This window comes from Anaerobacillus sp. MEB173, from assembly GCF_052119505.1.
In the GTDB taxonomy this organism is placed as follows: domain Bacteria; phylum Bacillota; class Bacilli; order Bacillales; family JBJMAU01; genus JBJMAU01.
In genome coordinates this window covers 52984-75401 of sequence record NZ_JBJMAU010000002.1, presented here as the reverse complement: position 1 = coordinate 75401, position 22418 = coordinate 52984, and the positions used below count along the sequence as shown (strand labels likewise).

Below are 22418 nucleotides of genomic sequence, written 5' to 3'. Positions count from 1 at the left end.
AATTAAGAATTGTGTGGGCGGATGCTTGGAAGTCAGTTTAGCGTTTAGAATTTAGAGTTTAGGGTTGAAAGTTGAAAGTGAAATGAAGAAGCGATCTTTTTGGGATCGCTTTTATTGTGGTTTTTTTTGAAATCTTGGTGCTACTTTGTTTCTTTTTCGGTCACGATGGAAGATGAAGCCGCCAATAAATGCTAGTCCGCCAATAAAAAGTAATAAACCGGCAATGAACTGGATCCATAAAGCTGGAAACGGTGAATGAAGGACATTAAAGAATATATCGCGCATAAGCTTTATTCCTAAACCTGCAAAAAATCCCGGGATGACTAAAACGAGTAACGCAATTAAACGCATAGTAAGAACCCTTTCATTAATAAAATATCTATCATTTATTGTAACTGAACTTTTCTTTACTGTCTATTTGTCATCTTACAAATAAAACGGTATGATGATAAGGAGAACTATGCAAAAAATTGCAGTTTTTTTTGGGGTGATCAAATGAAGAATATCATGATTGTTGGAGCTGGTAAGGGTGGAATGGCTCTATTAAAAATAGTAAGAGAAGCAGGGAAGATGGATGTTGTTGCTGTTTCAGATATCAACATTGATGCCCCTGGAATGATTTTAGCAAGAACATTAGGAATAAAATCCGATACGAACTGGAAACAGCTCTTAACTAAAGAAATTGATGTTGTCATTGAAGCTACCGGTAAGCAAGAGGTATTTGATGAAATTCTTAAACATTGCAGTCCGAATACAGTTCTTATTCCTGCGTCTGTTGCCAGTCTTATTTTTAATTTAATAGAAGAAAAAGAAGCGTTAATAACAAAATTAACTGAGCACTATACAACCCAGGACATTATTTTGAACTCTACACATGATGGAATGATGGCAATTGACCACAATGAGCGAATCACATTATTGAATAAGAGTGCAGAACGAATGACTGGTTTAGTGCGGTCTAAGGTGATTGGAAAATCTATTAAGGAAGTCATGCCATCAAGTTTATTACCAAGAATTTTAGAAACGAGAAAAGAAGAATCAAACCAAAAGCAAATCTTAGAAAATGGCCGTAAAATTATCACAACACGAGTGCCTATGATCGATAATAAAGGCCAGATTATCGGGGCATTAGCTGTTTTTAAAGATATAACAGAGATTGTGAACATGGCTGAAGAGGTTACAAACTTAAAAAGTATCCAAACAATGTTAGAAGCCATTATCCAATCATCTGACGAAGCAATTTCGGTTGTAGATGAAAATGCAAATGGTCTTATGATTAATCCTGCTTATTCGAGGTTAACGGGCCTTTCACCTATTGAGGTAATCGGAAAACCGGCAACAGCGGATATTTCCGAGGGAGAAAGTATGCATATGCACGTGTTAAAAACGCGTAAACCCGTTCGAGGTGTTCGCTTAAAAGTCGGACCGAAAAAGCGGGATGTTGTCGTTAATGTTGCCCCTGTGATTGTTGATGGCAAATTGAAAGGTAGTGTCGGTGTCATTCATGATATGTCGGAAATCAAATCATTAACGGATGAGCTAGAAAGAGCAAGGCAAATCATTCGAACTTTGGAGGCTAAATATACATTTGATGATATTATTGTCCGGTCTGAGGAGATGAACTTTGCTATTCAACAAGCAAAATTAGGTGCAAAAACACCAGCAACAGTGTTACTCCGTGGCGAATCAGGAACAGGGAAAGAGCTTTTTGCACATGCGATTCATAATGCGAGTGACCGCAAGTATAACAAATTTATACGAGTCAATTGTGCAGCGATATCTGAAACATTACTCGAAAGTGAACTCTTCGGGTATGAAGAAGGAGCATTTTCGGGTGCAAAAAGAGGTGGAAAAAGAGGTTTTTTTGAGGAAGCTAATGGAGGAAGTATTTTTCTTGATGAAATAGGAGAGCTTTCTAGTAATACGCAAGCAAAGCTGCTTCGGGTATTGCAGGAGAATGAAATTGTCAGGGTAGGTGGAACGAAGGCTATACCAATTAATGTGCGCGTGATTGCTGCAACGAATGTTAATTTAGAAAAAGGTATAATTGATGGTTCATTTCGGGAAGATTTATATTATAGACTTAACAAATTACCAATACATATTCCTCCCTTAAGAGAGAGAAAAGAAGACTTACCGGTCTTGTGCTCTTACTTAATTTCAAAAATTAATCAAGATTATGGTCGAAATGTTGAGGGGATTACGGATGAGGCCCTTAAACATTTACAACAATATGAATGGCCGGGAAATGTAAGGGAATTAGAAAATGTTTTAGGACGAGCCATGATCTATATGCATTTTCATGAAATGTTTATAGATAAGCGGCATATTCCGCCATTACAAATGAATGAACAACAAATGAAACAAGGGCAAGTGAACAATCAAATTACTTTGTCAAACAAAGACTGTACATTAAATGAAATGATTGAAGAATATGAGAAGAAAGTAATCGAACAAGCGTTAAAAGAGAATAAAGGTAATAAGACTGCTACTGCAAAATCGTTACAAGTATCGATTCGCAATCTATATTATAAGATTGAAAAATACAATATTGAAAATAATAGCATGCAATAATTTGCGCGATGTGATAAAAATTGCATGGTGGTGTGATGATATTTAAATGGTAATGTAGCGTAAATTAAGCGCTTTCATGATTATGGGAAGTTGGCACGAGTCTTGCATATATAAAAGGTGAACATAGAAAGGTGGAGATTTAGTGAAGTTGGAGCAATTAATTGATGATGCAAAAGGCCTTCAGAAAAAGATAGTGGCTGTTGCGGCTGCACATGATGAAGAAGTTATTGCAGCAGTAGCGGCAGCGGTCGAAAAAGGGCTTGCTTCATTTATACTTTTCGGAAATGAAGAAAAGATTAAATCTCTCCTCCATCATTGGAATTGTCTCAATGAAAATCAAGAAGTTATAACAATTATTCATACTCATGATGACACTGAAGCAGCCCAAAGCGCTGTTCGGGTTGTGCATGAAGGAAAAGCACACGTATTAATGAAAGGGATGGTGGCTACTGCCGTAATTTTAAAAGCAGTTCTAAACAAAGAATTTGGGTTAAGAACAGGAAATGTATTATCACATGTTGCCGCATTTGAAGTTAACGGATATGAACGCCTTTTATTTATCACTGATGCTGCAATGAATATTTCTCCGGATTTAAAACAGAAAATGCAAATTATTACAAATGCTGTTGAGATTGCCAGGAAAATTGGTGTGGAAACTCCAAAAGTTGCACCGGTTAGCGCTGTAGAAGTTGTTAACCCGGATATGGCAGCTACATTAGATGCTGCAGCATTAACACAAATGAATAAGAGGGGTCAAGTCAAAAATTGTATTATAGATGGTCCTCTTGCACTTGATAATGCTGTATCACTGGAAGCTGCACAACATAAAGGAATACAAAGCGATGTTGCAGGTCAAGCGGATATTTTGCTTGTTCCTTCGATTGAAGTTGGAAACGTGCTGTATAAATCATTAGTCTACTTTGCAAATGCAAAAGTTGGTGGAATTATTGCAGGTGCCAAGGCGCCAATTGTCTTAACATCAAGGGCAGATTCTGCAGAAAGTAAATTGTATTCGATTGCTTTAGCGGTTCGTTCTGCTTACTAAAAGAGAGAAAAATAAGAGATCATTTATCTAGCGATTATACGCTAAATACAGGAGGAGTCTGACATGGAACTTTTTAAATATATGGAGAAATATGATTACGAGCAAGTAGTAGTTTGCCAAGATCAACAATCAGGATTAAAAGCAATTATTTGTATCCATGATACAACTCTTGGGCCAGCACTTGGTGGTACAAGAATGTGGACATATGCTTCAGAAGAAGAAGCTTTTGAAGATGCATTACGCCTTGCAAAAGGAATGACGTACAAAAATGCAGCGGCTGGTTTGAATTTAGGTGGAGGAAAAACTGTTATTATCGGTGACCCGCGAAAAGACAAAAATGAAGAAATGTTTCGAGCCTTTGGACGTTACATTCAAGGACTAAATGGTCGTTATATCACGGCTGAGGATGTAGGAACAACAGTGCAGGATATGGATTTAATCTATGAGGAAACAGATTATGTAACAGGTATTTCTCCGGCGTTTGGCTCATCAGGAAACCCTTCTCCAGTAACAGCTTATGGTGTTTATGTAGGGATGAAAGCCGCTGCTAAGGAAGCATTTGGAACAGACTCATTAGAGGGAAAAACAGTTGCTGTCCAAGGAGTAGGAAATGTAGCGTATACGCTTTGTAAACATCTTCATGAAGAAGGTGCAAAACTAATTGTAACTGATATTAATAAAGATGCTGTAAAACGTGCTGTAGAGGATTTTGGTGCAAAAGCAGTTGATATTAACGATATTTACAGTGTTGATTGTGATATTTATGCACCATGTGCACTAGGTGCAACGATAAATGATGAAACAATTCCACAATTAAAAGCAAAAGTTGTTGCTGGTGCAGCAAATAACCAATTAAAAGAAGCGCGCCATGGCGATATGCTGCAAGAATTAGGGATTGTTTATGCGCCTGACTATGTTATTAATTCCGGTGGAGTGATCAATGTTGCTGATGAATTAAACGGCTACAACCGTGAACGCGCACTAAAGAAAGTAGAGCTTATTTACGATAAGATTTTAAAGATTTTTGAGATCTCTAAGCGTGATCAAATTGCCTCACATTTAGCTGCTGACCGTTTGGCTGAAGAGAGAATTGAAAAATTAAGAAAGTCACGCAAACAATTTTTGCGTGATCCACACAGTATTATAAGCCGACGAATTAACAGGTAAAACAAATGTAAAATGTAGAATTTAGAATGTAGAATTGTTTGAGGGTGGTTTCATAGATGTACTTGATGCCATGTCCCTGTGAAACTACTTCAACAATTTTATTTAGCTCTTTCAAAGAGTTGCAGGTTTTTAATTCTAAATTCTAAATTATAAATTGAGTTTAAAATTCTCAATTCTAAATTAATCATTTGGAGGTTTGATTCTTGCAACCGAGAGAATATCGCATATTAGCTATTAATCCAGGTTCAACCTCAACAAAAATCGGTGTTTTTGATAATGAACGTTCGATATTTGAAAAAACCATTCGTCATGACAGCGAAGTCATTAATCAATTTGAACATATTATTGATCAGTATTCTTTTCGGAAAGAAACCATTTTAGAAGCATTGCATGTTGAGGGGATTAATATCTCTAAACTTCATGCAGTTGTTGGCAGAGGAGGATTGTTACGTCCAATAGAGGGCGGGACATATGTAGTGAATGATTCCATGCTGGCTGATTTGCGAAAAGGATATTCTGGAGAACATGCTTCAAATCTAGGAGGGATATTAGCCTATGAAATTGCTGCACAGCTAAACATATCCTCTTATATTGTTGACCCGGTTGTTGTTGATGAAATGGAGCCGATTGCCAAAATATCAGGCTTTGCTTCAATTGAACGGAAAAGTATATTTCACGCCTTAAATCAAAAGGCAGTTGCTAGAAGAGTGGCAGCCGGATTAGATAAGGATTACAAAGAGTTACAATTAATCGTTGTACATATGGGTGGAGGGATTACTGTAGGTGCTCATCGTAACGGCAGAGTAATTGATGTTAATAATGGTCTCCATGGAGAAGGGGCATTTTCTCCAGAGCGTGCCGGTACGATACCTGCTGGTGATCTCGTTTCACTTTGTTTTTCAGGTCAATATTATGCTGATGAAGTGATGAAGCAAATTGTTGGTAAAGGTGGCCTTGTAGGTTATCTTGGTACAAATGATGCCGTGAAAGTTGAAAAAATGATTGAAGCTGGTAATGAAAAGGCTAAGCTCGTCTATGAGGCTATGGCTTATCAAGTAGCCAAGGAAATTGGAGCAGCTAGTGCAGTTTTATCAGGCAGGGTAGATGCAATCGTTTTAACTGGCGGTTTAGCATATGGAAAAGATTTTGTGAAGTCAATTATTGAGCGCGTAAGCTGGATAGCTGATGTGATTGTTCATCCAGGGGAAGATGAAATGCAAGCACTAGCTGAAGGCGGTCTGAGAGTTTTACGAGGGGAAGAAGAAGCGAAAGTTTACCCATCGCATAGTTTACTTTAATTAAGGGGGATTTCTTATGGCAGAAGAATACGATCTGGTCATTTTAGGTGCAGGTACAGGTGGTTATGTCGCAGCGATACGTGGAGCGCAGCTAGGATTGAAAGTTGCTGTTGTTGAAAAAGGGAAACTGGGAGGAACTTGCCTTCACCAAGGGTGTATTCCGAGTAAAGCATTACTTCGAAGTGCTGAAGTTTATGCAACAACAAAACGTTCAGAAGAATTTGGTGTGTTGGCCAACGATGTTACTGTTGATTTTTCAAAAGTACAAAGCCGAAAGCAGAAGATTGTTGATCAACTTCACAAAGGTGTTCAGCATTTAATGAAGCAAGGAAAAATTGACGTATTTGAAGGAACAGGCCGTATTCTTGGACCGTCAATTTTTTCACCGACTCCTGGAACAATTTCCGTTGAATTGAAGAGCGGTGAAGAAAATCAGATGCTTGTTCCGAAAAATGTCATTGTTGCCACAGGCTCAAGACCACGAGTTCTTCCAGGGCTTGAAGCAGATGGTGAGTATGTATTGACATCTGATGAAGCCCTTCAAATGGAATCCCTGCCAGAATCAATGATTATTGTTGGTGGCGGTGTCATTGGAATGGAATGGGCGTCAATGTTGGCTGATTTTGGTGTAAACATTACAGTGTTAGAGTATGCAGATCGAATTTTACCGACGGAAGATCATGAGATTTCCAAAGAAGCTACTCGTTTAATGAAGAAAAAAGGTATAAAAATCGTTACAAATGCCAAGGTCTTACCAGAAACATTAGTCAAAGATAACGGAGTAATAATTAAAGCAGAGCATAAAGGCGAAGAAAAAAGCTATTCAGCTGACCGCCTCCTCGTTTCAGTTGGCCGTATTGCTAATGTTGAAGGTATCGGGCTTGAAAATACAGAAATTAAAGTAGTGAATGGTGTTATTGAGACGAATGAATATTTCCAAACGAAAGAATCCCATATTTATGCAATTGGAGATGTTATTGGTGGATTACAACTAGCACATGTTGCTTCACATGAAGGAATTGTAGCGGTCGAGCATTTAGCTGACAAAAATCCTGAACCAATTAATTATCTCCATGTTTCGAAGTGTACGTATAGTAATCCAGAAATTGCCAGTGTGGGGTTAACTGAGCAAGAGGCAATTGATAAAGGATTTAAAGTTAAGAGTGGGAAGTTTTCTTTTAGAGCAATTGGGAAAGCTCTTGTTTTTGGAGAATCAGATGGCTTTGTGAAATTAGTTGTAAATGAAGAAAATGATGATTTATTAGGTGTTCATATGATTGGACCTCACGTAACAGATATGATTTCAGAAGCGGCCCTTGCACAAGTACTTGATGCAACTCATTGGGAAGTAGCTCATACGATTCACCCGCACCCGACATTATCAGAGGCAATCGGTGAAGCAGCACTAGCTGTTGATGGAAAGGCAATTCACTCTTAATTTGTATAAAGTTAAGTTAAAGAAAAAAAGGAGGCTATAAAATGGCTGAAAATCGTCATGCTCAACTGGGCTTAACAGATGACAATGTGTTAGAGATGTTCGAAACAATGTTACTTGCCCGTAAAATTGATGAGCGTATGTGGTTATTAAACCGAGCAGGTAAAATTCCTTTCGTAATCTCTTGTCAAGGGCAAGAAGCTGCTCAAGTAGGTGCGGCAATGGCTTTAGATCGTACAAAGGATTATATTCTGCCATATTATCGTGATATGGGTGTTGTACTGACATTTGGAATGACAGCACGTGATTTAATGTTATCAGGGTTTGCGAAAGCAGAAGATCCCAATTCAGGTGGCAGACAAATGCCTGGACATTTTGGGCAGAAGAAAAACCGTATTGTTACAGGTTCTTCCCCAGTAACAACGCAAGTTCCGCATGCGGTCGGCGTTGCCTTAGCAGGAAAAATGGAAGGTAAAGACTTTGTTACCTTTACAACATTTGGTGAAGGATCTTCAAACCAAGGGGACTTTCATGAAGGTGCCAACTTTGCTGGGGTTCATAAATTACCGGTTATCTTTATGTGTGAAAATAATAAATTTGCCATTTCAGTACCAATTCATAAGCAGTTAGCATGTGAAAAAGTATCTGACCGTGCAATTGGTTATGGTATGCCTGGAGTAACGGTTGATGGTAATGACCCGCTCGCTGTCTATGCTGCGGTAAAAGAAGCAGCCGATCGTGGACGCCGTGGCGAAGGACCGACATTGATTGAAACCGTTTCTTATCGCTTAACACCGCATTCTAGTGATGATGATGATCGTGCGTATCGTTCACGTGAGGAAGTGGAAGAGGCGAAAAAGAAAGATTCAATTATTACATTTGCAGCGTATTTAAAAGAGTTAAATATATTAACGGATGAAAGAGAAAAAGAAATTAATGACCGTATTGCAACAATTGTGAATGAGGCAACAGAATATGCGGAAAATGCACCGTATGCTGATCCGGAACATGCCTTAAAGCACGTGTATGCAGAATAAGGAGGGGGAGAGTTATGCCAATAATTTCATATATTGAAGCTGTTACTCAAGCTTTACGCGAAGAGATGCAAAGAGATAAGCGTGTATTCGTATTAGGTGAAGATGTAGGAGTACGTGGTGGTGTATTCAGAGCAACAAACGGGCTTTATGAAGAGTTTGGAGAAGAGCGGGTAATTGATGCGCCTTTAGCAGAATCAGCCATCGCTGGGGTTGGTATCGGTGCAGCGATGTACGGTATGCGTCCTGTTGCTGAAATGCAATTTGCTGATTTTATTATGCCTGCAGTTAACCAAATTGTTTCAGAAGCTGCAAAAATTCGTTATCGTACAGATAATGATTGGAATTGTCCAATTACCATTCGTGCACCGTATGGCGGTGGGGTACATGGGGCTCTGTATCATTCCCAATCTGTTGAGGCGATGTTTGCAAGCACTCCGGGATTAAAGATTGTCATGCCTTCTACTCCCTATGATGTGAAGGGATTATTAAAAGCTGCAATTCGAGATGATGATCCAGTTCTTTTCTTTGAACATAAACGTGCATACCGTTTAATTAAAGGGGAAGTACCAGAGGAAGATTACACATTACCAATTGGCAAAGCTGATGTGAAGCGTGAGGGTGATGATGTAACAGTCATCACGTACGGATTATGCGTTCATTTTGCTTTGCAAGCGGCAGAAAGGTTAGAGAAAGAGGGGATATCTACTCACATTCTTGATCTGCGCACGGTTTATCCATTGGATAAGGAAGCGATTATTGAAGCGGCTAAAAAGACTGGAAAAGTGTTACTTGTTACAGAGGACAATAAGGAAGGAAGTATCATAGGTGAAGTAGCAGCAATTATCGCTGAGCATTGCCTGTTCGACCTTGATGCACCTGTTAAACGTCTTGCAGGTCCAGATGTTCCAGGTATGCCATATGCACCTACAATGGAAAAGTTCTTTATGGTGAATCCAGATAAAGTAGAAAATGCAATCAAAGAACTGGCAGAATTTTAAGCTATAGAATATGCAGATTTCATGAAAAACAAGGAGGTACATTTGAATGGCTACCGAAATTACCATGCCCCAGCTCGGTGAGAGTGTTACTGAGGGAACAATAAGTAAATGGCTTGTTAAACCGGGCGACAAAGTAAATAAATATGATCCAATTGCAGAAGTAATGACTGATAAAGTAAATGCGGAAGTACCTTCATCCTATACAGGAACAATTAAAGAATTAATTGCCGGTGAAGACGAAACGCTTGAAGTAGGAAAAGTTATTTGTACTATAGAAGTTGAAGGTGAAGCAACAACAGCATCGACACAACAAGAAACAAAAGAAGTCAATCAAGCTCAAACTGAAGAAAATGCTGATCAATCACAAAAAAGAAGATATTCTCCAGCTGTATTAAAAATGGCTCAAGAGAATAACATAGATTTAGAGCAAGTGAACGGATCGGGTAAAGGTGGACGAATTACTCGTAAAGATTTACAAGTGATTATTGAAGGTGGAAACATCCCGACTCCTGAAGCAGCACCAAAACAAGAGGAAAAAGCGGCATCGACACCGGTTGTGGAACGAACAGAAGGATCAACAGCACCAGCTGTTACACAAAAACCAGCGCCAACGGCACCAATTCCGGTTGCGCCTGGTGATAAAGAAATCCCGGTTAGTGGCGTACGTAAAGCCATTGCTGCAAACATGGTGAAGAGTAAGCACGAGGCACCACATGCTTGGACAATGGTGGAAGTAGATGTTACAAATCTAGTGAACTATCGCAGTTCAATTAAAAACGACTTTAAAACTAAAGAAGGGTTCAATTTAACGTTTTTACCTTTCTTCATTAAAGCTACAGTTGAAGCATTGAAAGAATTCCCGCAAATTAATTCCATGTGGGCAGGCGATAAGATCATTCAAAAGAAAGATATTAACATCTCAATTGCAGTAGCTACTGACGACGCTCTATATGTTCCGGTGATTAAGCATGCTGACGAGAAGAGTGTGAAAGGAATTGCACGCGAAGTAAATGACTTAGCTGAAAAAGTAAGAACAAACAAATTAACAAGTGCTGAAATGCAAGGCGGCACATTCACTGTTAATAACACAGGATCATTTGGTTCAGTCCTTTCAACACCAATTATTAATCACCCACAAGCAGCAATACTTTCAGTAGAATCAATTGTGAAGCGCCCAGTCGTTATGGCAAATGACATGATCGCTGTCCGTCACATGGTAAACTTATGTTTATCACTTGACCATCGCGTCTTAGACGGCCTTGTATGCGGCCGCTTCCTCGCTCGTATTAAAGAAAAACTTGAGAATATTACTGCCGAAAATACTCCAATTTATTAAAAGAAAGAAGCTGTTTCGCAAGGTCGAAACAGCTTTTTTCTTTTAATTTAGAGTTTAAAGTGTAGAGTTTAGAGTTATTGAATGTGTTTCACAGAAGAAATTCTAGCTGCTCATGAAGTGTCCTTTTATTCTACTTAAATGAGCTAAAAGCAACTCTAAACTCTAAATTCTAAATTCTAAACTTTTTGCATGTTTTCTCCATTTCTGGTTATCCTATGAACTGTTGAATAACATGTTATGAAGGGATGATCATTGATGAACATTGAACAGCAAAAAGTGCGGTTTTTACTAGCGGTTGTTGCTATTATGCTAGCTTTTGGCAGTATTACGATGATTGCTAACGCAGAAGGGGAAGAAAGTGCGAAGAAAGAATCACTTTGTGATCAAATGAAGCAAGTGTATCATGATCATGAAGCAATTTCTGTACATATGGATTACTATTACCAACTATTAGCACAAAAGCATGCACCTAATACAGAGAAAACATGGCAAGAAATTCGAAAAGAGAGAGATTTAATCGATAAAAAGTTAAAAGAAGCAACACAACAAGGGAAATTGCTTCATGCCGAAACGATCGATAAAGAATGGTTAGATAAGCATGGTGAACTACAAAAAGAGTTTACAAAAGCAATTAAGAAACAAGATGGAGAAAAAATCAAAGAAATTTTACCTCAGTTATTTGAACAACATAAAGAGTTAAATAACATTCTAAAATCAAGATTAGACATGGTTAAATAAGTCCATAGAAAAAATCACTTTTATTTGAGATAAAAGTGATTTTTTTATTGAATACATTCTCTTTGCAAAACATAGAATGACCAAGAAAAAACTTTGAAGAAACAATGAACTATGAAGGACTTTTATTATTTACAAAACGTAACTATTACGATATAATCCAATTTGTTGATATAAATCGTAATGATTACGAAAGGGGATTGTAATGAAAATCAAGGCTTTCTTATTTGCAATAATCTTAATTTTATCCACATTTATAGTAGCATGTGGAAATGAGTCAAACGGAGAAGAAATTAAAAATGGAACGGGAACAGAAACGGTTGATGAAAATCTAGCGGAAGTTGTTGAACCATTAAAAATCTATACTACTATTTTTCCATTAGAAGACTTTACGAATAAAATCGGTGGGGAATACGTGAATGTAATGAATGTTGTTCCAGTTGGAGCAGACGCTCATACGTTTGAACCGACCGCAAAAACAATGGTTGAAGTTGCTGAGGCAGATGCTTTCATCTACAATGGTGCTGGAATTGAAGGTTTTGCAGATGCTTTAATTAACTCGGTAGAAAATGAAAAAGTTGAAATTGTTAAAGCTTCAGAAGGTGTTGCTTTTACTGATTATGTGCACGATGATAGTCATGGAGAAGATGAGAACGCGCATGACGATCACGCACATGAAGATGACGATCACGCACATGAAGATGATGATCATGGACACGAGCAGGATGATGAACACAGTCATAAGGAAGATGAACATGATGATCATGAACACGGAGATTTAGATCCTCATGTTTGGTTAGATCCAATTCTAGCGATTACATTAGCTGAAAATATCAAAGAGGTATTAGTAGATTTAATGCCAGAAGCTGCTGAAGAGTTTGAAGCTAATTTTATCGAAGTAAAAGAAGAGCTTGAAGCATTAGATGCTGAATTTCAAGAAATGGCGTCCGAAGTCTCTCATGATACATTCCTTGTTTCTCATGCAGCGTATGGGTACTGGACAGAGCGTTATGGAATCAAACAAATCGGAATTTCAGGTTTGTCACCTACAAACGAACCGTCACAAAAACAATTACAGGAAATTATAAAGTATGCTGAAGAATATGGGATTAATTATGTATTCTTTGAGCAAAATGTATCCTCAAAAGTGGCTGAAGTTGTAAAGGGTGAAATCGGTGCAGAAGCATTACGAATCCACAATCTTGAAGCAGTTACCCAGGAAGATATCGATAATCAAGAAGATTATTTTAGTTTGATGAGAAAAAATATTGAAGCATTACGGACAGCGTTGCAATAAGAGAAAAAATAACCAATCGGAGACTTGATTGGTTATTTTTCTTTAAGTTGGAAAATATGAGTAGTGTATGTAAATTATTTAGAAACAATTAAAATCTAAATTAGTAAGCAATTTATTTGGAGATTGCCTGTAAGAAAGGTACAATAATGTAAAGTCTTACAGAATATATTGAAGTTAGGAGTGTTATCATGGATTTTAACTTTTTGATGAATGATGTCGTGAATACTGCTCGAAAAGAAATGGTTGATGCAGGCTATCAGGAGCTTAAAACGGCTGAAGAGGTAGAAAAACTGTTTAATGAAAAAGGTTCTATCTTGGTTATGATAAATTCAGTTTGTGGTTGTGCAGGAGGAATTGCTCGTCCTGTTGCTTCATATATGAAGAACTATGAAAAAAAACCAGATCATTTTGTTACAGTATTTGCTGGACAGGATCGTGAAGCAACTGAAAAAGCTCGAACGTACTTTACTGGTTATCCACCATCATCACCATCATTTGCTTTATTAAAAGACGGTCAAATTCAAACAATGGTAGAACGACATGAGATCGAAGGTCACGAACCAATTGAAGTTGCCCAAAAGCTAGAAAAAATCTTTGACACATATCTTTAAAGATTAATTTAGAATTGAGATTTAAGAATTTAGAATTACTTAAGCAGTCTCAAGAGAAGTGTTATATAGGACATCAATGATTAGACTGTCAAAGATTTAAATTCTAAATTTTACATTCTACATTTCCCAAAGGGTATACTTCCTGCAAAAACAGGTTGTATGCTCTTTGCTTTTTTGTGCTATAATGTTTTTGTAAAAAATAAAGGAGTGTGTCTGATGCAGGATTTATATGTTGAGATTCATGGCTACTTAAATATGGACGACGAGATCCCATATGAGGAATTTGATAAATTTTATAAAAAAGTAATTAAATATTTAAATGATAATAGTGAGAATTTAAGTGAAGATGAAGTATGGAAAGGGCTATTTATGGTGGAAAATATTTTATCCAACGCAGATAGTCGCATGAAAGAGAAAGATTCTAAAGCGAAAAAGTATAAAAAAATTGCTGAGCGCAGTTCGTTATGGTCACAAAATTTAGCAACTCGTCTTTATAAGTTGGGCTACAAAGAAGATGAAATCAATAATCGATTTGAACAAATGTTTGAAGAAGAGGTTGTTCAACAATAGTCTTTCCTTAATAAAGAGTTGTTAGTGAGCAGCTTTCAACTCTTTTCTATTCTTATCTTGACATAAAGTTAGAATTTAAGTATACTATCAAAGTGTCCAATAATTATATGCGTCCATAGTGAAATGGATATCACACGAGATTTCGGCTCTCGTATTCTGGGTTCGAATCCTGGTGGGCGCGCCAATACATAAGAGTAAAGGCCTTTAGCTTACTAACAGTTAAAGGTCTTTTTTGTTATAGTTTTTTTGCAAGTTGAATCCGTAAGTGCTAAATAGATATGATATATTAAACTTAACTATAGATATGTTTTACATCATGATAGTAGGAAAGAGGAGGATAATTGAGGAAATTATTAAATTTGCCCATTCGTTGGAAAATAACTGGACTTGCATTTGGAATCGTTTTGTTTTCTTTACTGATTGGGGGGATTATTCTTCTCGGCTATATGATGAAAGTACAAGAGGAAGAATTATCACACCGCTCAATGATTACAGCGCAACTTGTTGCGCAAATAAATACGGTCCAAGAAGAGATCAATGCTGAAAATGCTTCAGAGATACTTCAACCAATTGCAGAACGGATACGGGTGTTAAATAATAACGACTATATTGTTATTTTGAATATGGATCGGATTCGCTTAACGCACCCTATAAAAGAACGAATTCATACCCGATTTGCTGGTGGAGATGAAGACGCAGCGTTTGCTGAACATATTTATTTATCGAAAGCCAAGTCTGATAATGGTCATCAAACAGTACGAGCATTTGTTCCAATTATTAATGAAGATAGGGAACAGGTTGGCGTTGTAGTTGTAGGAAATATATTACCAACTATTTTCACACTTATCGAGGAACTGAAGAATGCTGCGATTGTTATTTTTATTATTGTTACGTTATTTGGAATGTGGGGCGCATGGTTACTGGCAAATCACATTAAAAGGCAAACATTCCACATGGAGCCAGACGAATTAGCAAGAGTACTAGTAGAGAGAAATGCGACATTTAATGCAATTGATGATGGTGTCATTGCCATTGATGATAAGGAAGATATTACCGTTATTAACCAAGCAGCAATGACTATGCTCAATATAAATGGTAATGTTTTTGGGAAAAAGATACGAGACGTAATACCAGGGATAAAGCTTACAGAAATATTGCGATTAGATGAACCGCAATATCAAAAAGAGTTTTATATCGAAAACCGCCTTATTATGAGCAATCGGATACCGATTACAGTTGCGGGAGAGACAGTTGGTGCAGTCGCCATTTTTCGTGATAAAACCGATGTTACTCGTTTAGCAGAGGAGTTAACAGGTGTCCAAGCATTTGTAGATGCGTTAAGGGTTCGAAATCATGAATTTTCAAATAAACTCCATACAATAGCAGGGCTTTTGCAATTAGGTCAAGGTGAAAAGGCACTTGATTATATTTTTCAATTGTCAGAGGAACAAAGCGAAATGTCTCATGTTTTTACAAATCAAATTCATGATGATAGTCTCGTAGGTCTTTTGCTTGGAAAAGTAAGTAGAGGAAAAGAATTAGGAATACAGGTGGCAATCGATAAAAATAGTGTCTTTCTAAATTATCCAGATGGAACAGATATCCATGATATGGTTGTTACAATAGGAAATTTAATTGATAATAGCTTTGATGCATTATTACATTCCGAGGAGCAGGACAAGAAAGTAGAGGTTCTCATCAAAGAACAGGATGAGTATCTTCTGCTTCAAGTAGAAGATAATGGATCGGGAATTTCAGAGAATATTAAAGAGGAGATTTTTGTAAGAGGATTCTCTACAAAAGAAAAAGAAGGACGAGGTATTGGTCTATTTCTAGTGAAGGCGATTGTTGATCGAGTAGACGGGATATTGACAATTGATAGTGAGGTCGATAAAGGGACAAGAATTACAATAAAACTGCCAATGAAAAGGCGAACGGGGGATCAGAATGAGCAAACAACATAATATTACTGTTCTACTTATTGAGGATGATCCTATGGTTCAGGAAGTCAACCGTATGTTTATCGAAAAAATAGAAGGTTTCCAAATAATAGGTGTAGCTTCAAATGGTGAAGAAGGGCGTCAAAAAGTAAAAGAATTAAATCCGGATCTAGTATTATTAGACATTTTCATGCCTAAAGAAGACGGACTTGAAACGATTGCCAGGTTAAGGCAAGATCAATATGACGTTGATATTTTAGCAGTTACAGCAGCGAATGACACACAAACTGTTAAAACGTTATTACGCTATGGAGTGGTGGATTACATTGTAAAACCTTTTACGTTTGATCGATTGAAGCAAGCATTGTACAAGTATAAAGATGTTTATGTTCAACTAAATCAAACAGAACAATTTTCTCAAGATAAATTAGACCAAGTAAGACTTCAAAAGGAAAGCCCGAAAAGTGACCAGCTGCCAAAAGGATTGCAATTGCCTACGTTAAATCAGATTGTGGAGTACTTGAATCATATCGATAGTGCAAAGTCAGCAGAGGAAATTGGGTCAGAAGTAGGACTAGCCCGTGTAACAGTAAGACGATATTTGAATTATTTGGAATCAACAGGAAAAGTTGAGATGCAGTTAACATATGGAACAATTGGGAGGCCGATACAATTGTACAGGTTAGCGAACAAAGGTAGGTGAACGTTCCGATGAGAGGTCTTCTTGTTATATTCTCTTTTCTATTTATTGGAGTTGCAACAGCCATTTACGTTGGATTTGGTTATGAAAGACCTCAACAGCCAATTGCCATTGATAAAGAATTAGAAGGTTTGAATGAGAAGTATGTTATTCGGTTTAGTCATGTTGTTGCAAGGAACACACCGAAAGGACTTGCAGCTGCTTATTTTGCGAAGTTAGTAGAAGAAAAAACAAACGGTTGGGTAAAAGTCGAATTGTATCCTAATGGTGTATTGTATCAAGCTCAAGAGGAGTTTGAAGCATTGAAAAAAGGGGAAATTGAAATGATCGCCCCTGCATTGTCAGAAATAACGGTTCATGATCCAAAGTGGGTGGTGATGGATCTCCCATATTTATTTGATAATGAAGAAAAGATTGAAAAAGCTTTCGATGGTCAAATAGGAGAACTGTTATTTGAAAGCATCGAAAAACGTGGATATAAAGGTCTTGCTTTTTGGGATAATGGATTTAAGCAAATTACAAACAATTTACGTCCAATTATGTATCCAGAGGATGTAGAAGGCTTAACGATAAGAGTGATGCCTAGCGATGCTCTATTAAAGACGTACCGGGAATTAAATGCTTTTCCTCGTGTCCACCCTTTTAATGAAGTGTACAGTCTTTTAAAGGATGAGGCGATAATGGGCCAAGAAAATACTCTATCAAATATTTATTCAAAAGGCTTTTATCAGAAGCAGAAATATATGACGGTCAGTAATCATAATTATTTAGGCTATGCTGTTTTAATGAATCCGGAATTTTGGAGTTCATTACCATCCGAACATCAAGCAAGTATAGAAGAAGCTATGCAGGAAGTGACCGAATGGTTGCGGCAGCATGCTAAGGAGATTGATGAGGAAATGCTCGGTCGAATTTATGATAGTGGTATGATCGAAATTTATGTACAAACTGAAGATGAAAAAACGATTTGGCGCAATGCTCTAAAGTCAGTTTACGAAGAATATGAGCCTATTATAGGGGAAGAAATCATGGGCGAAGTACGCAAATTACAACAATGAATTAAAGTGAAGCTGTGACATATTATTATGTCTACAGCTTTTTTCTTTATTATCTAAATAGTTTAAAATTCAAGAACAATATGAACAAAATGATTGTTATGTTCAAATAAAGACAGAACTTATGAAAGCGCTTTATAATTTGAATTATAGAAAAATAAAAAATATTTAGAGGGGGAAGAAAAATGAAAAGATTCAAAAGATCTCTGTTAACAGCTGTTGCTGGATTAGGTTTGGTATTTGCAGCTGCTTGTGGTGGTGGGAGCAGCGATACGTCTGGAGGAAGTTCTTCAACAGATAACGGAGGAGATGCTCCTGCAGCAGAATCTGCAGCACCAACAACTGTAACAATCGGTACTGCATCACAAGGTGGAACGTACTTTATTTATGGTGGTGGACTAGCACAGCTTCTCGATAAAATGGGAGTAACTTCAAACGTTGAGGTAACAGGTGGACCAGTTCACAATATGCAATTAACACAAATTAAAGATATTGATATTGGATTAGTAACTCTTGGTCCAGCATATGAAGGATATACAGGTACAGGTGAGTGGACACAAGGTCAAAAGATGGAAGATATCCGTATTATCTTCCCTATGTATGACACACCATTCCACTGGTGGTCTTTAGAAAGTAGTGGAGTCACTACATTAGAAGATATGAATGGAATGCGTGTAGGAGTTGGTCCAGCTGGAGGAACATCTGGAACGTACTTACCGTTAATCCACGAAGCATTAGGATTAGATGTAACACCAGTACAAGCTGGAGCAAGTGATATGACAAGTCAACAAATGGATGGTCAGTTAGATGTAATCGGATTTGCTGCTGGAATTCCAATTTCTGCAGTATCTGAAGTAGAAGCGCAACGTGACCTTAACTTCTTTGGAATTGATGGTGAACAGCGTGATAAAGTGATTGAGCTATATCCATTCTTTGAGCCATTTACAATTCCTGCTGGAACTTATGGTCAGCTTGAAGAGGATTTAGAAACAATTGCAATGTTTAACTTTGGTGTTGTTCACAAAGATATGAACGAAGACTTTGTATATGAGCTTGTAAAATCTTACCATGAAAATCAAGATTTATTAATTACAACTCACAGCTCAGCTGAGGAAGCTGTACCTGAAGCAATTCTTAAAAATACAGTATTACCATTACACCCAGGTGCAATTCGTTACTACGAAGAAATCGGTATTGAGTTACCTGAAGCAGTTTATCCACAATAATATACTATGATTCTACTATTCACCTGCTAAACGTTTTTGGCAGGTGAATATTCATAATCAGCGATTTAGTAACTTTATGAACAAAAGTGTTAAAAAAGGTTAGATATATGAATAAGTTAAAAATGTGTTGTAACTATCGCAGCGAAAGCTCTACCAGCGCTAAAGGCTTGGGGTAAACCTAAGTTAATAGATGGGGGGAGATGCCGCAATACAGTTTAGATAGGAGGGTCTTCTTATGACTAAAGAAAATCAACATCTAGAAATCAATTCTGTTGTTAGCGAAGATAAAGTAAAAGAGTTAGAAGAGGCAGTTGAAGTATCTGGTAGTACAAGGGAACTAACGGGTTGGACGAAAAAGTTATTTGCGATTATTGCCATTACTGGTGCTTTGTTTCACTTATGGATCCTGAACTTTAATCCGATAGATCCATGGATTTTCCGTAGCATCCACCTTGCATTTGGTGCAATATTAGCATTGCTACTGTTTAAAGGATGGAACACAAAATCAAATAAAGTTCATGTTATTGATTGGTTATTAATTGCCGCGACGATTTATGTAACTTATTATGTTTTTGCAAATCTTTCAGCACTTTTATTCCGTTTCGGAGTTATGCCAACAACAATGGATACGGTAGTAGCTATCGTTGGTTTATTAATTGTATTGGAAATTACAAGACGTACAAGTGGTTGGACATTACCAATCTTAGCCGGAGTATTTATCGCATATGCATTCCTTGGACCTTATTTACCTGGTATCTTAAATCATAATGGATATAGTTTACAACGTTTTGTGACGTATATTTACGGTTTAGATGGCGTATTTGGTGTAACTCTTGACGTTTCCTCAAAGTATATTCTTTTATTCATTATTTTCGGGGCATTTCTACAAATGTCAGGTGTAGGCCGGTACTTTATTGACTTTTCATTCTCTTTAGCTGGGGGAATGCGTGGTGGACCAGCAAAGGTTTCTGTTATTTCGAGTGGATTAATGGGAATGATGAACGGAACATCTGCAGGTAATGCCGTTGCGACAGGTTCTCTAACAATTCCATTAATGAGAAGAGTAGGATACAGCGGACGATTCGCTGCAGCGACAGAAGCTACAGCATCAGCTGGTGGTCAAATTATGATCCCGATCATGGGTGCCGGTGCTTTCTTAATGGCTGAAATTACAGGGATTAAGTATTCTGAAATTATTATTGCAGCAACGATCCCAGCCCTGTTATACTTCTTATCCGTTTATTTCATGGTTGACTTTCAAGCGTTAAAAGAGAATATGAAAGGTCTATCTCGTAAAGAGTTACCTCCTTTAAGCGGGATTATGAAGCAAGCTTACTTATTTATACCAATTATTTTATTAATAGGTGCACTCCTTAGTGGCTACTCAGTTATTAGGTCAGGTACAGTTGCAATTTTAGCGTGTTTAATCATTAGTTGGGTGAACCCAAAAACAAGAATGGATTTAAAGAAGGTTTTAGCAGCTCTTGAGCTTGGTATGAAAAACGTCATTGGATTATTAGCAGTCTGTGCGGCTGCAGGGATCATTGTTGGTGTTATTGCATTAACAGGGGTTGGTCTACGCTTTAGTTCGATGCTTTTAAGTGTTGCTGATCAAAATACGTTACTGGCTCTAGTATTTGCGATGGGTATATCGATTCTCCTTGGTATGGGGATGCCAACAACAGCTGCTTATGCAGTTGCAGCATCAGTTGTTGCGCCTGGACTTATTCAAATTGGAATTGAACCATTATTTGCTCACATGTTCGTGTTTTACTATGCAGTAATGTCAGCAATTACTCCTCCAGTTGCCTTAGCAGCATATGCAGCAGCAGGAGTTGCCGGAACAGATCCATTTAAGACAGGTGTGACGGCATTTAAGTTAGGAATAGCAGCATTTATTGTACCGTTTATGTTTATGTATAGCCCGCAACTAATGATGTTTGGATCATTAGGTGAAATTGCACTTGCAACATTAACAGCTTCATTCGGTATCTATCTATTATCAGCTTCTGTTCAAGGATGGTTTGCAGGTAAAAATGCGGGATGGATTGTTCGATGCTTATTAATTGTTGCATCATTATCACTGATTAATGCTAATATTATATGGGATGCTATTGCATTTGCCATCGTTATTGGAACATTCTTTATTCAAAAAATCGCTAAAAGCAAACAGAGTCAAACACAAAATGCGAGTGTCACTTCATAAGGTATATTTAACAACCTGCAGCCATTATGCTGCAGGTTGTTTTATTTTTCTGAAAAAATAGAATACTATAATTCATATAAAATTATTATGCATAGATATTACAGTTTAAATACACAATAAGGAAAGCATATAGTTGTAAATAAGCGATTTTGAGTTATTTCTTTTATACAGAAAATGTAATAATTATTTACGATTTTATTTAAAGTTTTGTAAAAAAACCTTTGAAAAATAATAAAAAAGTGTTAAGATACATCTAGTTGAATAAATATAAAAAATAAATTTAATGATAAGAGAGATTAATAGGGGGAAATAGAAAATGAAAAAGATAAACAAATTATTTTCGTTTGGCTTAGCTGCTGTGATGTCTTTAGGAATTCTTGCAGGATGTGGAGCATCAGATCAAGAGGGTGCTGATAACGCTGAAAACAATGATGGACAAGCTGGTGAAGAAAAGGTAACTCTTGTAATGGGAACATCTGCTGACTATCCACCGTTTGAATACATTGATACTGCAAAAGGCAGTGACATTATTGGCTTTGACATTGATATTGCTGATTACATTGCAGAGCAATTAGGCTTTGATTATGAAATTACGAATATGGACTTTAATGGACTTGTTGAAGCGGTTCGTACTAATCGTGTTGACTTTGTACTTTCTGGAATGACACCTACTGATGAGCGTCGTGAAAATGTTGATTTTTCAGATGTTTATTATGAAGGTAGTCAAATGATTGTAACAATGGCTGATAGTGGCTTAGAGTCACTCGAAGATCTTAACGGTAAAAAGGTAGGCGTACAATTAGGTTCGATTCAGCAAGAAGAAGCTGAGGCAATTGAAGGAGCAGTTGTTGAAAAACGAGATAAAATTCCGCAAATTATTCAAGAGTTAAAAATTGGTCAAATAGATGCAGTAGTATTAGAAGATACGGTTGCTGACGGGTATTTAAAGAGTAATGATGATCTTGTAGGCTTTATGATGCCAGCATCAGAGGAAGCAGGTTATGCGATTGCTTTCCCTAAGGACAGCGAATTAACGGAACAATTCAACGCAGTTATTGCTGAAATGATTGAAAACGGAACAATGGAAGAATTAATTAACAAGTGGTTTGGTGGCGAAGAATAAAGAAGAGAGTTTGCTGAATAATAAGATAACAAAGGCGTTAGCGCTTTTCATAGGAGAAAGGATGA

19 protein-coding genes and 1 tRNA gene are annotated in these 22418 nt (G+C 37.2%); 19 read left to right on the top strand and 1 reads right to left on the bottom strand.

Annotated features, from left to right (window positions below):
• Window positions 1–111: 111 nt before the first annotated feature.
• Window positions 112–351, bottom strand: coding sequence for a DUF2627 domain-containing protein (locus tag ACJ2A9_RS04720; protein WP_441420468.1), 240 nt, complete (start codon window positions 349–351; stop codon window positions 112–114).
• 144 nt (window positions 352–495) lie between these two features.
• Here ACJ2A9_RS04720 and ACJ2A9_RS04715 point away from each other — a divergent pair, with 144 nt between their 5' ends.
• The 19 genes from ACJ2A9_RS04715 to ACJ2A9_RS04625 all read left to right on the top strand — a co-directional run bounded on the left by ACJ2A9_RS04715 (window position 496) and on the right by ACJ2A9_RS04625 (window position 22353).
• Complete coding sequence (locus tag ACJ2A9_RS04715; protein WP_441420467.1) at window positions 496–2574, top strand: sigma 54-interacting transcriptional regulator; 2079 nt, start codon at window positions 496–498, stop codon at window positions 2572–2574.
• A 142-nt stretch (window positions 2575–2716) separates the two neighbouring features.
• A complete protein-coding gene (gene yqiS, locus ACJ2A9_RS04710; protein WP_441420466.1) occupies window positions 2717–3619 on the top strand; it encodes a phosphate butyryltransferase in 903 nt (300 codons plus the stop codon).
• 63 nt (window positions 3620–3682) lie between these two features.
• Complete coding sequence (gene bcd / locus ACJ2A9_RS04705; protein ID WP_441420465.1) at window positions 3683–4786, top strand: branched-chain amino acid dehydrogenase; 1104 nt, start codon at window positions 3683–3685, stop codon at window positions 4784–4786.
• A 203-nt stretch (window positions 4787–4989) separates the two neighbouring features.
• Entirely contained in the window at window positions 4990–6084 is a 1095-nt protein-coding gene (gene buk / locus ACJ2A9_RS04700; RefSeq protein ID WP_441420464.1) for a butyrate kinase, read from the top strand.
• A gap of 16 nt (window positions 6085–6100) precedes the next feature.
• Complete coding sequence (gene lpdA, locus ACJ2A9_RS04695; RefSeq protein WP_441420463.1) at window positions 6101–7522, top strand: dihydrolipoyl dehydrogenase; 1422 nt, start codon at window positions 6101–6103, stop codon at window positions 7520–7522.
• A gap of 41 nt (window positions 7523–7563) precedes the next feature.
• Window positions 7564–8556 carry a thiamine pyrophosphate-dependent dehydrogenase E1 component subunit alpha gene (locus ACJ2A9_RS04690; protein ID WP_441420462.1) on the top strand — a complete coding sequence of 331 codons (993 nt, stop codon included), beginning with the start codon at window positions 7564–7566 and terminating at the stop codon, window positions 8554–8556.
• A gap of 14 nt (window positions 8557–8570) precedes the next feature.
• Window positions 8571–9554 carry an alpha-ketoacid dehydrogenase subunit beta gene (locus tag ACJ2A9_RS04685; RefSeq protein WP_441420461.1) on the top strand — a complete coding sequence of 328 codons (984 nt, stop codon included), beginning with the start codon at window positions 8571–8573 and terminating at the stop codon, window positions 9552–9554.
• Window positions 9555–9600: 46 nt separating this feature from the next.
• Window positions 9601–10890: a dihydrolipoamide acetyltransferase family protein gene (locus ACJ2A9_RS04680; RefSeq protein WP_441420460.1), complete on the top strand. Its 1290-nt coding sequence runs from the start codon at window positions 9601–9603 to the stop codon at window positions 10888–10890.
• A gap of 255 nt (window positions 10891–11145) precedes the next feature.
• Window positions 11146–11628, top strand: coding sequence for a hypothetical protein (locus tag ACJ2A9_RS04675; RefSeq protein WP_441420459.1), 483 nt, complete (start codon window positions 11146–11148; stop codon window positions 11626–11628).
• A gap of 202 nt (window positions 11629–11830) precedes the next feature.
• Window positions 11831–12922: a metal ABC transporter substrate-binding protein gene (locus tag ACJ2A9_RS04670; protein WP_441420458.1), complete on the top strand. Its 1092-nt coding sequence runs from the start codon at window positions 11831–11833 to the stop codon at window positions 12920–12922.
• A gap of 188 nt (window positions 12923–13110) precedes the next feature.
• Window positions 13111–13533, top strand: a complete 423-nt coding sequence (locus ACJ2A9_RS04665; protein ID WP_441420457.1) for a BrxA/BrxB family bacilliredoxin — start codon at window positions 13111–13113, stop codon at window positions 13531–13533.
• Between the two features lie 216 nt (window positions 13534–13749).
• Window positions 13750–14103: a hypothetical protein gene (locus ACJ2A9_RS04660; protein ID WP_441420456.1), complete on the top strand. Its 354-nt coding sequence runs from the start codon at window positions 13750–13752 to the stop codon at window positions 14101–14103.
• Window positions 14104–14212: 109 nt separating this feature from the next.
• Window positions 14213–14287: transfer RNA gene (locus ACJ2A9_RS04655), tRNA-Arg, on the top strand.
• A 157-nt stretch (window positions 14288–14444) separates the two neighbouring features.
• Entirely contained in the window at window positions 14445–16067 is a 1623-nt protein-coding gene (locus ACJ2A9_RS04650; protein WP_441420455.1) for an ATP-binding protein, read from the top strand.
• Entirely contained in the window at window positions 16051–16746 is a 696-nt protein-coding gene (locus ACJ2A9_RS04645) for a response regulator (protein WP_441420454.1), read from the top strand. The genes ACJ2A9_RS04650 and ACJ2A9_RS04645 overlap by 17 nt, the downstream gene beginning before the upstream one ends.
• Window positions 16747–16754: 8 nt before the next feature.
• Window positions 16755–17801 (top strand): TRAP transporter substrate-binding protein, encoded by a 1047-nt coding sequence (locus tag ACJ2A9_RS04640; RefSeq protein WP_441420453.1) that lies wholly within the window; start codon window positions 16755–16757, stop codon window positions 17799–17801.
• Between the two features lie 182 nt (window positions 17802–17983).
• A complete protein-coding gene (locus ACJ2A9_RS04635) occupies window positions 17984–19024 on the top strand; it encodes a TAXI family TRAP transporter solute-binding subunit (RefSeq protein WP_441420452.1) in 1041 nt (346 codons plus the stop codon).
• A gap of 235 nt (window positions 19025–19259) precedes the next feature.
• Window positions 19260–21230 (top strand): TRAP transporter permease, encoded by a 1971-nt coding sequence (locus ACJ2A9_RS04630; protein ID WP_441420451.1) that lies wholly within the window; start codon window positions 19260–19262, stop codon window positions 21228–21230.
• A 316-nt stretch (window positions 21231–21546) separates the two neighbouring features.
• Complete coding sequence (locus ACJ2A9_RS04625) at window positions 21547–22353, top strand: transporter substrate-binding domain-containing protein (RefSeq protein WP_441420450.1); 807 nt, start codon at window positions 21547–21549, stop codon at window positions 22351–22353.
• Window positions 22354–22418: the final 65 nt, after the last annotated feature.

Bases quoted from the DNA above. Each gene is read 5' to 3' on its own strand.
- ACJ2A9_RS04715 (WP_441420467.1), top strand. From the start codon at position 496: ATGAAGAATATCATGATTGTTGGAGCTGGTAAGGGTGGAATGGCTCTA.
- bcd (WP_441420465.1), top strand. From the start codon at position 3,683: ATGGAACTTTTTAAATATATGGAGAAATATGATTACGAGCAAGTAGTA.
- ACJ2A9_RS04640 (WP_441420453.1), top strand. From the start codon at position 16,755: ATGAGAGGTCTTCTTGTTATATTCTCTTTTCTATTTATTGGAGTTGCA.
- ACJ2A9_RS04660 (WP_441420456.1), top strand. From the start codon at position 13,750: ATGCAGGATTTATATGTTGAGATTCATGGCTACTTAAATATGGACGAC.
- ACJ2A9_RS04635 (WP_441420452.1), top strand. From the start codon at position 17,984: ATGAAAAGATTCAAAAGATCTCTGTTAACAGCTGTTGCTGGATTAGGT.
- ACJ2A9_RS04675 (WP_441420459.1), top strand. From the start codon at position 11,146: ATGAACATTGAACAGCAAAAAGTGCGGTTTTTACTAGCGGTTGTTGCT.
- ACJ2A9_RS04645 (WP_441420454.1), top strand. From the start codon at position 16,051: ATGAGCAAACAACATAATATTACTGTTCTACTTATTGAGGATGATCCT.
- ACJ2A9_RS04630 (WP_441420451.1), top strand. From the start codon at position 19,260: ATGACTAAAGAAAATCAACATCTAGAAATCAATTCTGTTGTTAGCGAA.
- ACJ2A9_RS04685 (WP_441420461.1), top strand. From the start codon at position 8,571: ATGCCAATAATTTCATATATTGAAGCTGTTACTCAAGCTTTACGCGAA.
- ACJ2A9_RS04720 (WP_441420468.1), bottom strand. From the start codon at position 351: ATGCGTTTAATTGCGTTACTCGTTTTAGTCATCCCGGGATTTTTTGCA.
- ACJ2A9_RS04625 (WP_441420450.1), top strand. From the start codon at position 21,547: ATGAAAAAGATAAACAAATTATTTTCGTTTGGCTTAGCTGCTGTGATG.
- lpdA (WP_441420463.1), top strand. From the start codon at position 6,101: ATGGCAGAAGAATACGATCTGGTCATTTTAGGTGCAGGTACAGGTGGT.
- ACJ2A9_RS04665 (WP_441420457.1), top strand. From the start codon at position 13,111: ATGGATTTTAACTTTTTGATGAATGATGTCGTGAATACTGCTCGAAAA.
- ACJ2A9_RS04680 (WP_441420460.1), top strand. From the start codon at position 9,601: ATGGCTACCGAAATTACCATGCCCCAGCTCGGTGAGAGTGTTACTGAG.
- ACJ2A9_RS04670 (WP_441420458.1), top strand. From the start codon at position 11,831: ATGAAAATCAAGGCTTTCTTATTTGCAATAATCTTAATTTTATCCACA.
- ACJ2A9_RS04690 (WP_441420462.1), top strand. From the start codon at position 7,564: ATGGCTGAAAATCGTCATGCTCAACTGGGCTTAACAGATGACAATGTG.